This window comes from Acinetobacter sp. BEC1-S18-ESBL-01 (genome assembly GCF_014169935.1).
Taxonomy (GTDB): Bacteria; Pseudomonadota; Gammaproteobacteria; order Pseudomonadales; family Moraxellaceae; genus Acinetobacter; species Acinetobacter pittii.
On sequence record NZ_AP022302.1, the window covers coordinates 2,358,236 to 2,371,757 of the forward strand.

General features: G+C 41.6%; 12 protein-coding genes and 1 riboswitch. Of the genes, 2 read left to right on the forward strand and 10 right to left on the reverse strand.

Going from position 1 to position 13,522, the window contains the following annotated elements; genetic code table 11:
• Window positions 1–7: 7 nt before the first annotated feature.
• The 5 genes from H7R46_RS11095 to H7R46_RS11115 all read right to left on the reverse strand — a co-directional run bounded on the left by H7R46_RS11095 (window position 8) and on the right by H7R46_RS11115 (window position 3,960).
• Entirely contained in the window at window positions 8–1,030 is a 1,023-nt protein-coding gene (locus H7R46_RS11095; protein WP_017399759.1) for an ABC transporter substrate-binding protein, read from the reverse strand.
• Window positions 1,027–2,838 (reverse strand): allophanate hydrolase, encoded by a 1,812-nt coding sequence (gene atzF / locus H7R46_RS11100; RefSeq protein WP_042783446.1) that lies wholly within the window; start codon window positions 2,836–2,838, stop codon window positions 1,027–1,029. The genes H7R46_RS11095 and atzF overlap by 4 nt, the downstream gene beginning before the upstream one ends.
• A gap of 12 nt (window positions 2,839–2,850) precedes the next feature.
• A complete protein-coding gene (locus H7R46_RS11105) occupies window positions 2,851–3,285 on the reverse strand; it encodes a CopG family ribbon-helix-helix protein (RefSeq protein WP_005111339.1) in 435 nt (144 codons plus the stop codon).
• 4 nt (window positions 3,286–3,289) lie between these two features.
• The gene (locus H7R46_RS11110) at window positions 3,290–3,415 is read right to left on the reverse strand and encodes a hypothetical protein (protein ID WP_001000631.1); all 126 of its coding nucleotides are present in this window, start codon (window positions 3,413–3,415) and stop codon (window positions 3,290–3,292) included.
• A 191-nt stretch (window positions 3,416–3,606) separates the two neighbouring features.
• Window positions 3,607–3,960 (reverse strand): winged helix-turn-helix transcriptional regulator, encoded by a 354-nt coding sequence (locus H7R46_RS11115; protein ID WP_000024061.1) that lies wholly within the window; start codon window positions 3,958–3,960, stop codon window positions 3,607–3,609.
• 92 nt (window positions 3,961–4,052) lie between these two features.
• On the opposite strand from H7R46_RS11115, the gene H7R46_RS11120 reads away from it, so the two are divergent.
• The gene (locus H7R46_RS11120; RefSeq protein ID WP_032012979.1) at window positions 4,053–4,589 is read left to right on the forward strand and encodes an NAD(P)H-dependent oxidoreductase; all 537 of its coding nucleotides are present in this window, start codon (window positions 4,053–4,055) and stop codon (window positions 4,587–4,589) included.
• Between the two features lie 39 nt (window positions 4,590–4,628).
• Here the strand turns inward: H7R46_RS11120 and uca are convergent, their stop codons facing one another.
• The 5 genes from uca to H7R46_RS11145 all read right to left on the reverse strand — a co-directional run bounded on the left by uca (window position 4,629) and on the right by H7R46_RS11145 (window position 12,309).
• Entirely contained in the window at window positions 4,629–8,234 is a 3,606-nt protein-coding gene (uca, locus tag H7R46_RS11125) for an urea carboxylase (RefSeq protein ID WP_086260812.1), read from the reverse strand.
• A gap of 2 nt (window positions 8,235–8,236) precedes the next feature.
• Window positions 8,237–8,890, reverse strand: coding sequence for an urea amidolyase associated protein UAAP2 (locus tag H7R46_RS11130; protein WP_032012978.1), 654 nt, complete (start codon window positions 8,888–8,890; stop codon window positions 8,237–8,239).
• A gap of 15 nt (window positions 8,891–8,905) precedes the next feature.
• Window positions 8,906–9,646: an urea amidolyase associated protein UAAP1 gene (locus H7R46_RS11135; RefSeq protein WP_032012976.1), complete on the reverse strand. Its 741-nt coding sequence runs from the start codon at window positions 9,644–9,646 to the stop codon at window positions 8,906–8,908.
• 28 nt (window positions 9,647–9,674) lie between these two features.
• A riboswitch (guanidine-I (ykkC/yxkD leader) is annotated at window positions 9,675–9,770 on the reverse strand.
• 186 nt (window positions 9,771–9,956) lie between these two features.
• Window positions 9,957–11,120 carry a zinc-dependent alcohol dehydrogenase gene (locus H7R46_RS11140; RefSeq protein ID WP_005070050.1) on the reverse strand — a complete coding sequence of 388 codons (1,164 nt, stop codon included), beginning with the start codon at window positions 11,118–11,120 and terminating at the stop codon, window positions 9,957–9,959.
• 238 nt (window positions 11,121–11,358) lie between these two features.
• Window positions 11,359–12,309, reverse strand: coding sequence for a 3-hydroxyacyl-CoA dehydrogenase NAD-binding domain-containing protein (locus tag H7R46_RS11145; RefSeq protein WP_005070053.1), 951 nt, complete (start codon window positions 12,307–12,309; stop codon window positions 11,359–11,361).
• Between the two features lie 203 nt (window positions 12,310–12,512).
• On the opposite strand from H7R46_RS11145, the gene yddG reads away from it, so the two are divergent.
• Entirely contained in the window at window positions 12,513–13,445 is a 933-nt protein-coding gene (yddG, locus tag H7R46_RS11150; protein ID WP_005070055.1) for an aromatic amino acid DMT transporter YddG, read from the forward strand.
• Window positions 13,446–13,522: the final 77 nt, after the last annotated feature.

Below are 13,522 nucleotides of genomic sequence, written 5' to 3' on the forward strand. Positions count from 1 at the left end.
ATGGGGTTTATTTAAGTTGTTCTATGAGTGTTGGATAAATCAGCCCATCTACATTTTGTTCAGTTTTATAAATACCGTTTTCAACATTAAATTTATTGACGTGATAGCTAGAGCCATAAATTGAGTCAAAACCTTGAGATTTAGCAAATACTTTTTTATTGGCATTGATATCTAATAAATGCGTACCGCTGACCATCAACTCATATTGCTTTGGATCAACCCCTGAACGTTTTGCCATAATTTTAACCGCATCGGCATGGGTTGCAGGGTCATTAATATATTTAACTGTTTTATCCCACACTTGAATGATTTTTTTCCATTCCTCTTGATGAGCAGTTAAGTGGCTCATGTTGACTGTTAAGGTGTCGTAAATTAAACCCGGCTTGTCTTTAGAAGTATAGATAATTTTAGAGCCTGCCACTGCTTTTAATGCCTGACCTGCAACAGGTTGCCAAACAGCAATCGCAGAAATATCAGGGCTATTAAACACTTGAGGTAATTGGTTCGTTGCTGAATTTACCAGCTTTACCTCATTCGCTTTAATGTTATGGTCGGTTAAAGCAGTTGCCAATAAAAGATGATCAACCAGGCCTTTTTCGACGCCGATTGATTTTCCTTTTAGGTTTTGAATGGTATTAATGCCCTCTTTTGCAATAATGACATCATTGCCCGCAGAATAATCTGTGGCCATGATCATCATGCCTTGCGTGCCACCTGAGGCCGTTACCAAATTATCGCCATTGGTGACCAAAACAGCGTCGAGCTGATTTGCCGAAAAGGCCGAAAGAGAAGCCGAATAATCAAACCATTTAAACTCTACATTTAGCCCTGCTTCTTTTAACCAGCCTTTCTCAATAGCCACTTGCCAAGCCACCCAGCCCGGCCAATCACTATAGCCAATCGTAATTGGTTTTGTAGTGGTGGCTGCCTGAGCGTCTTGTTTGGCCTCGGGTACTTTAGCGGTATTGTCACACCCACCCAATATAACTGCCGATAAAATAGATACGGATAAAAACGCTTTTTTAATCATATAGAAACTTCCCCAACATTTTTATTAACAACACTTTGAGCGGTTTGATTGAGTGACTGTATGTAAGCTCGCCAACCTCCAAAATGGCTAATATCGGTTGCATCTTGAATGGCATACGCTTCGCAAATAAAGCCTTTAACCCATGTACCATCTTTTAGTTTCAGGTTCCCAATACCAAGTGGTGCAGGTACTTCAGCCACAATGGCTCCAAAATTTGCTAAAGGAATATCCCACACTTCAACTTCAATGGACGTACCTGCTGCATCGCATTGCAGTCCTGGTTTTGGTGGTGTGGTATTTTTTAAAGCAAAGAGTTTATAAGTGTCTGCTGTCTGGGTTTTCTTAAGCAAAGTGGCATTGCGGCTAGTGAGCTGAAAATTAAGTGGCATACCTGTTAAGTGTGCTCCCACCACAGCAAGCTGCACTGAATGATTCGATTGGATTTCTAGACTTTTTTGATAATGCTGAGTTGATTTACCTAAACTCAGCGATGTTTCGGCTTGCCAAAGCTGCGCAAAATTGACGAGTGCCTGATCGTGCCAAGCTGGTGCAATAAAGGTTACGCCGCTTGGTAGGCCGTCTTCACGGAGTACGTTAGGTAAAGCTAAAGCCGAAAGATCAGCAAAATTGACAAAGTTGGTATATGCCCCCATGTGTGCATTTTTAGTCAACGGGTCGGCTTCAACTTCGGCAATGGTGTAAATAGTTGGCGCTGTCGGAACCATCAAGGCATCAAAAGGTTGTAAAGCCAAATTAATTTTTCGAGCCAGAACGGCGCGGTTATATTCGGCTTGAAGCGCATCTGTTGCCTTGAATTTATCTGCCTGTGCAATAATCTGGGCAATGACTGGATGAGCCTTTTCACGTGTTGTCATGCGTTCAACGGCGACTGTTCTTTCTGCCACCCATGCATCGTTATACAGTGCGGCAGCAAGCTCATTAAACGCGCTGAAATCAATACTCTCAATTTCATAACCCAGTTTTTTTACGCGATCGACTGCAACTAAAAAAGCTTTTTTAGATTCAGCATCACCATAAAACTCAAGCTGAGCTGGAATAGCAATCTTCCGTTTAGAAAATTGAGTCGGTACATTGGCTGGATGTGCTCGTGAATATTCATCTGTTTCATCATAACCCTGCATTAAACTGGCAATATTCCAAGCGTCATCAATATTCAGCGCAAAAATAGAAATGACATCAATGGTTCGACATGCAGGAATTAAACCTGTGGTAGAAAACCAGCCCTTTGTCGGCTTAAGGCCCACAATATTGTTATGACCCGCAGGTACACGCCCTGACCCCGCCGTGTCTGTCCCCAAACTAAAAGGCACAATACCATTGGCAACCACCACTGACGAACCAGAGCTTGACCCACCGCTGATATATTCGGGGTTAAAACTATTTTTTACTGCACCGTATGGAGAGCGAACACCAACCAGTCCCGTTGCAAACTGATCAAGGTTGGTTTTACCAACCACAATTGCCCCTGCTTTTTTTAGCTTGGCAACGACGGCAGCATCTTGTGTCGCTAAATATTGAACCTCTTTACAGGCAGCAGTGGTGTGAAAGCCAGCGACATCAATGTTGTCTTTGACTGCAAATGGCACACCGTATAGTGGTAAGTCAGTAATATTCTGATCGTTTAAAACATCCATTTGTGCCTGAATCTGCTCGTTCGATGCAATTTCAATCCATGCATGGTCATCATTTTTAATTTCTGCAACATAGCCAACCAGATCTTTAAGATGGATTTGCCCATTTTGATATGCTGTTTTCCAGTCTTGGATGGTCCATAAATTTTTCAACACGCTACTCCTCATTTAGTCATTTTGCTGTATAGGCGGCATGACGGCATCCATCAGTTCTAGATGTCCTTTGATTACCCCTTTCAGCACAATAAATTGCTGGCTAATTTGTCTAAGCTCAGAACTCGCGCCCTGCATTAACATGACTTGCAATATCTTTTGTTGGTCGAGCTGAATATGAAGTGAACTAATCACTTGTGCTAAAAACTGTTGTTGTAAATCAACCAATTGATTGCGTAAGGTCATTTGGCTAGCGTCATAAAGTAGCGTCAGGGTGCCCACCATGACTTCATTGGCCTGTTCTTGCTCTGCAATCAGGTGTTTATTAATCATGTCGACAATGGCTTGCGAGCGACTTTCATAGTTCTGCTCGACAATTTTTTGATCGAGTGCATTAAGTGTCGTTTCAGGTACGGTAATACTGATTCGAGCAAGCTTTTGTTTTGCCACAGTCTTATCCTTTTGTTTTAGGCAGCTGATTGTTTTGTTTGATATATACGCCTGCGCGTACGCTGAGCAACTGGACTAAAAAGGCTTTTAAAGTTTGCTTTGGTTGAACCACAGGTTTTACATCGTTCATATCACACCTCTAGCTTGGTATTACCAAATTAAGTTTTTGTATTACTGATAAGAGATGCAGAAAATGTGCCAGTTTTTAAGCGTCTTTTTGATGGGCTTGGCAGAGATTTGTGAGTGATTTTTGGGCAAGAAAAAGCCCCATGCACAGGGATGGGGCTAATATTCTTATTTTTAAAAAGTTAATTTTTCATCTTATGACTGATTAATCATTGTATGTGCCCATACCGATAAAGACTCTAAAACAGGTTTAAAAGATTGACCTAATTCAGTCATTTCATAGACCACTTTAATCGGTGCTTTTTCACCATAAACGGTTCTGGAGATTAAACCACTTTGCTCTAATTGTTTAAGTTGAAGGCTTAAGGTCATTTCTGTGATGGTTGGCATTAATTGATTGATTTCATTAAAACGTTTTGGCCCATCTTTTAGATAATACAAAATAACGCCTTTCCATTTTCCACCCACCAAGTCCATAGCCATACTGATATGACATGGATACGTTTTTCCATTCATGGTGATTTCACATTTATTTTCAGTATTTGCCATTTTTAACGCCACCTATCAACTTTGATAGTTATTGTACACCCATACTATAAAAATTATAGTGACTATTATTTTTATAGTTTAAAGGTATTCTCATGGCTTTACTGATTTTAGCTCATCCGTACTACGCGCAATCTATTGCAAATAAAACGATTGTGAATGAACTCGTAAAAACCGATCCAGACCTTGAAGTCCGAGATATTTTTCAGCTTTATCCAGACTATAAAATTGACGTCAGTGCTGAACAAGAAGCCTTGTTGCGCCATGACACCATCATTCTGCAATATCCAATGTTCTGGTTTAATATGCCGGCAATTTTGAAATTATGGTTTGATGAGGTCTTTACTTATCAGTTTGCCTATGGCTCTCAGGGCGACAAATTAAAAGATAAAAAAGTCATTATTAGTATGACAGTCGGCCAAACAGAAGCCAACATGGTGAACGACCAAGAGAACTTAATCGACAGCTTTTTAAAAGCGGTTCAATATTCAATTCGATATACGCAAATGCAATTAAGCAGCACATTCTTGCTTTATGACGTTTCACCTTTATCGGGTAACTCAGAGTCGAAAATTAAATTAGAAGCTGTTGAGCATGGTCATAAAGTATTAAAGCATTTGACCGAAGCATAATAAAAAAGAGAGCATCGATATTGATGCTCTCTTTTTTATTTAGGTCACAGGTGCCAAGGTAAATAGCACTTGTCCTGTTTTTACGGTTTGTCCTTTTTCAATAGTAATGGTTTCAACCTTCATGCGTTCGGGCGCAATAATCGGAATTTCAATTTTCATTGCCTCAATTACTGCAAGGGTTGCACCTTCTTCAACTATATCTCCCGATGCACATTCGATTTTCCAGATTGAGCCCGGCATGTGTGATTCGACTGCACAGCCCCCTTCAGGAATAACTACGGTTTCGCCTTCATCAACCGCATCAAGGCTTTCAGAGATATATTCTTGCAAGCCCGCTTCATGCCAACGGCGGCGTTCAGCCTCAAAGTTAGCTTGCTGTGTATCTTTAAAGGCCTGAATGCTGTCGTGATGTGTTTTTAAAAACTCGTTGTATTCTTTTAGGTTGAGCACGCCATCTTCAATGCGAAGTTGTAGACGGCCTGCCTTAAAGTCTTCACGCATTTGCAAAAGTTCAGTCTCAGAAACTTCATAAAACTTAACTTGGTCAAAAAAGCGTAATAACCACGGTTTGCCTTGTTCAAAGTTAGCATTTTTACGGTAACGGCTCCACATTTGGGTCGTGCGACCAACAAACTGGTAGCCACCCGGTCCTTCCATACCGTAGACACACATATACGCCCCGCCAATGCCCACGGCGTTTTCAGGTGTCCAAGTTCGTGCCGGATTATATTTTGTGGTGACTAACCGTTGGCGTGGGTCGAGTGGTGTCGCCACGGGTGCACCTAAATACACATCGCCTAAACCCATCACCAAATAGTTTGCGTTATAGACCACATCTTTAACCGCTTGCTTGGAAGCTAAACCATTAATACGACGAATAAACTCGACGTTATCTGGGCACCACGGTGCATCTGGTCGAACAATTTGTGTGTAGCGCTCAGTTGCAAGTTGAGTCTGCGAATCTTCCCAAGCCAAAGGCAAATAGACAGTCCGTGAAGGCACCTGCATATTTTGAATATCGGATAACTCGGCTTCTGCTTGCTGAAGTTTTTGTAAAAGCTCCAATTGATCAAGTTGGATTGAATCAAAATGAATTTGTAGTGAACGAATACCCGGTGTTAGGTCGATAATGCCCTGAATATTTTGATCTTTGACCCATTGCATGAGTGCATGAATACGGAAGCGTAAGTTTAGGTCGAGTACTAACTCACCATATTCCACCAACAAATAGCTATTTCCTGCTGGTCGATAGGTCACGCTTGGTAAGTCAGCTTCACCTTCTAAAGTGGCCAAAACCGCATTTTTTAAAGTGTCGGGTTCTGCTTGAATAGCTGGATTAAAATTGATCTGAGTTGTACCGGTCGCAGTTAAGCTTTGATGATATTTTTGATCAAGTGCTTTTGCTTGCGTGTAACTCACAGGTACAAATTTAACTTTATCACCTGCTTTTAGCTGCCCGATTTTCCAAAGCTCGGAATGAATGACTACCGCAGGGCAAACAAAGCCACCTAAGCTCGGACCATCCGGACCCAAAATAATTGGCATATCGCCCGTAAAATCAATTGCCCCAATGGCATAAGCATTATCGTGAATATTGGATGGATGTAAGCCTGCCTCACCGCCGTCTTCACGTGCCCACTCAGGTTTTGGACCAATTAAGCGAATGCCTGTACGGCTTGAGTTATAGTGAATCTCAAACTCATTGGCAAAGAAGGTATCAATATCTTGTTTGGTGAAAAAATCTGGTGCGCCATGTGGACCATACATCACTGCAATTTCCCAGTTTTGGGTAAAGCTAGGAATTTGCACTTGAGCTAAAGCTGTGGTCGATTGAGTAGAATATTCAGTAATTGGCAACATATCGCCAATTAATAAATTACGGCCTGCGTGCCCACCAAACTGCCCTAAAGTGAAAGTCGCCTGTGACCCTAAATACTCAGGAACATCAAAACCACCTTTCACACCTATATAGCTACGGCAACCTGAACGGATAATCCCACATTTTAAAACTTGGCCTTTTTTCACATTGATGGTTTGCCACATCGGCACCAGTTCGCCATCAAGTTTTGACGGCATATCACCGCCTGTAATAACAATTTGGCTGTCGCAGTGAAACTTTAAAGTTGGCCCTTGCAAGGTACATTCAAGCCCTGCAGTATTTGGTTCATTGGCTAGAAGCTGGTTTGCCACCGTTAAACTGAGCGGATCAATTGCACCTGATGGTGGCACACCAACATCCCAATAACCTAATCGGCCTGTTACGTCCTGAATGGCGGTTTGAATACCAGCCTGCAACACCTCAATTTTTTGTGTTTTCCATTCAAACGTATTTAAAAATCGGGTGGTTTGGGTACCTAAAGCAAACACATCGCAAGCAATAATATTTTGCAAATATTCCAAATTGGTTTCGATACCTGCGACTTGCGTGTTGGCAAGGCTAGCACTCATTACCTGTATGGCTTGGTCCCGTGTTGCAGCAGTCACAATGATTTTGGCAATCATTGGGTCATAAAAAGACGACACCGTTGAACCTGTCTCTACCCATGTTTCGACTCGGGCTTGCGGGTCAAATTTAACGTGTGTAAGCAGGCCTGCACTCGGCTGAAACTGTTTAATCGGGTCTTCGGCATAAAGACGAACTTGAATGGAATGTCCTGTTGGCTCTAACTTTTCTGTTGGTGCTGACCAGTCACCGCTTGCCAAGGTAACCATCCACTCGACTAAGTCGACACCAAACACTTGCTCGGTCACGCCGTGCTCAACTTGTAAACGGGTGTTGACCTCTAAGAAATAAAATTCCTGGGTTTCGGTGTCCATGACGAACTCAACTGTGCCTGCCGAGCGGTAGTTCACTGACTGCATGAGTTGAATCGCAACTTTTTGCAAATACTCACGTTGCTGTTCATTCAAGTGTGGTGCGGGTGTTTCTTCAATCACCTTTTGATTACGGCGTTGCACCGAACAATCACGCTCACCCAAGGCTAAAACTTGTCCTTGTCCATCACCAAAAATTTGCACTTCGATATGGCGCGCATGTTGTACAAATTTTTCTAAATACAATCCTGCATCTTTAAAATTGACCTGCGCTAAATAAGACACGGTTTGGTAGGCATCTTTTAACTCGGTTTCATTCCAAACCAGACGCATGCCAATACCACCACCGCCCGCGGTACTTTTCAGCATGACCGGATAGCCAATACGAGCAGCTTCAGTCAAGGCCTCAGCTTCATCTGCAAGTAGTGAACTGCCCGGAAGTAAAGGCACATTGCTTTGAATTGCGAGTTCACGTGCAGTATGTTTTAAACCAAAATCGAGCATTTGGCTTGAAGTTGGCCCAATAAAAGCAATGCCTTGGCTTTCGCACAAATCACAAAACTCGGCATTTTCAGACAAAAAACCATACCCAGGGTGAATGGCTTCTGATCCCGACTGTTTTGCAACCTCAAGGATTTTTTCAATATTTAAATAACTTTGATGCGCAGGTGCAGGGCCAATCAGAAAAGCTTCATCGGCCAAAGTCACGTGTAAAGAATCACGGTCGGCTTCGGAGTAAACTGCAACCGAAGCGATCCCAAGTTTTTTAAGGGTGCGAATTACGCGACAGGCAATTGCACCGCGGTTAGCAATCAGAACTTTTTTAAACATGCTTACACCCCTTCCGCTTCACGGACAACCAGTTGAATTTTGGTTGGGTTATAGGCATTACATGGGTTATTGAGCTGAGGACAATTGGAAATTAAAACAATTAAATCCATTTCCGCCCGAACTTCGACATATTTACCGGGGCCTGAAATTCCGTCATCAAATTTAAGCTGACCGTCAGGTGTCACAGGCACATTCATAAAAAAGTTAATGTTTGGGCCGATGTGACGCACATTTAAACCATGCTTTTTTGCAATCGGGTGTTTTGCCAATGCATACATAAAGTTGTTACGGCAACTATGCATAGGATACGTTTCATGTGCATAGCGAACAGTATTACTTTCACATGAACAAGCACCGCCAATAGTGTCATGGCGACCACAGTTATCATCATGAATAACGGCAATTAGACGGCCAAAGTTACTATAGAGCTTGGTGCCCTTTTCTAAATAGATTTGTTGGTTGATAGCCAAAGTGTCCATTGCACTATAACGCTCAGTTGGATTTTCGGCACTCATAAATAAAGTATCGACCGCTTGGTTTCCCTCAAGATCAATAATTCGAAAGTATTGGCCCTTTTTAACCTCGCACATCCATGCTTCACCCGCAGGACAAACTTCATTTAAAACTGCTTTTTCAAATGATTGTAAAACTGTCATGATGCTTCTCCTGATTTAAATATTGCTAAGCGCGTAGTAGCGGGCTGTGTTTTGAAACGCACGCTGATTTTGTGAACACGCATCACGACAAATATCGCTGTCTGTTAGTGAATTGGCTTTAAATAAACTGAGTTGAATATCGGCAGGTTGATAGCTTTGACTGGTATCTAAACCGTGCGGTGCGGCAGATAAAAATAGCAGGCAGTCCATTTCAAAACGCAGTTCAATGCTTTGATTGGTGTTGTCAGAACTGACATAAGACAAAGCGCCGTTTTCATCTGGCACAACTTTAGAAAATAGGTTAACGGCGGCACTCAGGTCTTGGTTGGCAAGTCCGTATTTACACATTTCAATGAGTAAACTGTCTAAGCCGTTTTGGTACATATCATTGCGGGCATCTTGAAATGTGCGCGCACCAAATTGCTTTTCAATTTGCTCAGGTCGGCTTGGGCCACAAAGTGCATCGTTCCAACCATGATCGTCATGAACAATGGAAGCCATGACACGGCCAAGATCTGAGTACAGCACATTGGAAGCTTTTAAATAGGCAGTGTGTTGCCCTTTTAAACTGTCGGGCATGTTAAAACGTTCAAACACATCGGCAGCATTTACACAAAACAAAGAAACATTTGCCTGAGCGCCAAGCGATGTAAATCTAAGAATAGTTCCTTTTTGAATACGACCCGACCAGTGATGTCCGCCGGGTAAAAGTTCGGTCCAAATCGCCTGATTGTTATGATAACTTGCAGTGTTCATAGCTACTCCTGTCGGATAGTTTTAGACTTCCTCCCGGGCTTTTATCCCTCCGTGTAGTTCGCTAGGAACCGTGAACTCTCGGTCCAGACATACTGTAAGTATCGGAACCCTAGATCACTTTTGATTGGTTAAGACTATGCAAAGGACATGCCAGCTTAGTATTACGTTTTTGGCTAAAAGTAATACTAAAATTGGGCAATTTGAGTGCGATTTAAGTTCAAAAATAAAAAGCTGCACTAAAAATTGTGCACTTCAAAATAAAAAAGCCCCTTTTACGAAGAGGCTTAAGACTAAATTATAAGAGAGCGTATTAAGGAAGCAGAATCACCTTACGACAGTCCTCTTCTCTTTCATTAAAAATGCGATAACCCTCTGCGGCATCTTCTAATTTCATTCGGTGGGTAATAATCGTTTCAGGTGTTAATTCACCACGCTCAATCAATTCTAAGAGTTGCGGTAAATATTGATGCACATGGGTTTGGCCCATTTTAAAAGTTAGTCCTTTATCAAAAGCATCGCCAAATAAGAAACCATGAATCGGGCCTGCATAGACACCCGGTACGCTGACAACACCACCACGGCGAACCGCGGCAATACATTGACGCAGTGCTGCACCACTTGAACCTTCAAGCTTTAAATTGGTCAGGACTGTTTCAATCACACTGCCTTTTGCCTCGAAGCCAATCGCATCAATCACAGCATCGACACCGCGGTAATTGTCGGTATGTTGTATAATAAATTCGGCCGCATCGACTTCATCAAAATTAACTGGAATGGCACCGTATGTTGCCGCTGCATAGTTCAATCGATAGTCATTGTGATCGACCATAAATATCTTTTCAGCACCGAGCATCTTGGCACAAGCAGCGCTTAACAGTCCGACTGGACCAGCACCATAAATTGCAACGGTTGAGCCATGTTTCACTTGGGCATTGGTCACGGCTTGCCAAGCGGTGGGTAAAATATCGGTCAAGAAAAGTACTTTTTCATCTGACAATGAGGTTGGCACTTTAAAAGGGCCTTTATTGGCTTTTGGCACACGCACATATTCTGCTTGCCCGCCCGGTATACCGCCGTAAAGATGACTATAACCAAATAAAGCCGCACCTGGTGGAATCTGCTTTTTATTAATAATTGCGCCGCGCCCTGTATTCGTGGTTTCGCAAGCAGCTGTTAGGTCAAGTTGGCAAAAGAAACATTCACCACAGGCAATCACAAAAGGAACAATGACACGATCACCCTTTTTCACTGCGGTGACGGCCGGACCGACCTCTTCAACCACGCCCATAAACTCGTGCCCAAAGATATCGCCCTGTTCGGTTCTGGGGATTTTGCCTCGATATAAATGTAAATCAGAGCCACATATCGCTGTGGCAGTCACTCGTAAAATAATGTCATCCGGTTCTTGAATAATAGGGTCTGCTACTGTTTCTACTCGAACATCTTCGGCACCGTGGTAAGTTAGAGCGCGCATATTGTTATTCCTCTATTTTCTATCATGTCCTTTGATTATGAGGAGGCTTTCTTTACGGTTTGCAACGATTCTTACTTTTCACGTAAGGCATATAGTTCAAATGCAACGCGATAGGAATTTCAGTAACATTTAATGAATCTAGGATTGTTTCAGCTAGGGATGTTTTTGTTATTTACCCCAACAAAAAAAGCCAATCATCTCTGCAATAAAATGACTGGCTTTGTCTTCAAGATTTAACTCAATCTAACTTAAGTTGTTGTCTCAGCTTTAAGATATCGACCAGACCTTTATCTCTGGTTTGGTATAAATCGATATCTTTATATTGTGTTAGTAACTGGTTGGTTTGTGCTTCCAATAACCCTGTTGTCTCGTCTGAATGTTGAAATGCATGCATATCGTTCCACCATTCTGTCATTGGTGGGCCTAAATGATGAATTGCCTCTATAAAGCCCTTTTGGTTGGCAAGCTGCATATTAATGTAGGGGCCAAAGAGCGCCCATCTTAAACCCGGCCCACTGGTAATCGCGACATCAACATCTTCGGCAGAGCACACACCTTGTTCAACCAATGAAAAGGCTTCTCGCCATAGCGCAGCCTGCAAACGGTTTGCGACATGCCCTTTTACTTCTTTATTTAAAACAATTGGATTTTTGCCCAGCTGTTTATAGAACTCAGAAGCCTGTTTTAAAATTTGAGGATCAGTCAAATTACCGCCAACGATCTCGACCAAAGGTAAAAGATGAGGTGGATTAAAAGGATGACCTAATAAAATACGTTCAGGATGTTGCGCCTCTTTTTGAAAATCAGACACTTTTAAGCCCGATGAACTTGAAGCAATAATGGTATGTTCAGGGCAATATGCTGTGATTTCTTGATACAGCTGTTGTTTTACATCGAGACGTTCAGGGGCATTTTCTTGAATAAAATCTACATCTAAAACCGCATCTTTTAAGTGATTAAAAATTTCCAGATGAAGTAGTACATCTGATAAAGAATGAGTGTGCTCAGCGTTCTGGTCCAAAACCAATAAATCATTTAAATTTGCAGATATTCTTTTTTTAAAGACCGCTTCATCTATAGGATACGGGTCGTAAACATTAACTTTAAATCCTTTATATAAAAATAAGGCCGTCCAACTTGCACCTATTACACCTGCTCCAACAACACCAACCGTTTTAATGACTTCCATATTTTCCTCGTACAAATGTTGTTTTATTCGAAATTTCGTTACTCAATTGAATGCTAAATAAACATAGCAGATTCAACCAATCAATAAATTTAATTGTTTATATTTTATATAATTTGTCCTATATTCCTTAGCTTGAAAATTGATTCCTTTCATCTATATAGCTTCATCTTTTACCATTTTTTAAACGTTATTTACTGAATTTTATGTCAAAAAATCTAGCAACATTGATTGGTTTAAGCGCCATTCTCATGTGGGCATCTCTGGTCGGCTTAATGAAACAAGTCAGTGCCGCCATTGGGCCTGAGCTAGGTGTTACCTTTATTTATTCTTTAAGTGCGCTACTGTTGCTTGCCATTTTCAAAGTTCCAGATTTTAAGCAGATCTCTAGAAAATACTTAATATTTGGCACAATTCTGTTCGTGGCTTATGAGGTGTGCTTTTCATTTGCGATTGCTTATTCTCAGACAGCAAGACAAGCAATTGAAATTAGTATTGTTAACTATCTGTGGCCGAGTTTAACGGTTTTAGCTTTTGTTATTTTTAAGGAATTAAAGTTTAATTTCCTTATTATTTTAGGTCTAATGCTTTCAATTTTCGGCATTATTTTTATTCAAACTGGTAGCGGTGATTTTAGTCTAAATAGTCTTGTCGATAATTTTCATAGCAACCCACTCAGCTATATTTTGGCATTTTCAGGTGCCATCATTTGGGCTTTTTACTGTGTACTCACCAAAAAATTAAGTAATGGGCAAAATCCAATTTCCATTTTCTTTGTTGGTGTCGCGCTAACACTATGGTTCAAGCTGCTTGTATCGGGGCACTTTGCCATCCCTTCAATGGATATTCCAGCTCTCCTCACCCTTTTAGTGGCATCTGCTGCCATGGGTTTTGGTTATGCTGCTTGGAACATTGGCATCATTCATGGAAACATTACCGTGCTTGTGGTGGCCTCTTATTTCACCCCGATTATTTCGTCTATTTTGGCGATGTTTGTTTTACAAACTCAACTTTCAATGAGCTTTTGGCAAGGAACAGCAATGGTGACGGCTGGTTCCTTTATTTGCTGGGTTTCAACCAACTGGTCTATGATTCAGCCTTTCTTTAAAAAATTAAGAAAAGGCCAAAAAGCATTGTAGATTTACCAAAGTGAATTTTTTAAGTATGCGATAACTCCGACGAAGAAGAATTCCCCCATTGCCCAAAGCGTGCTAAC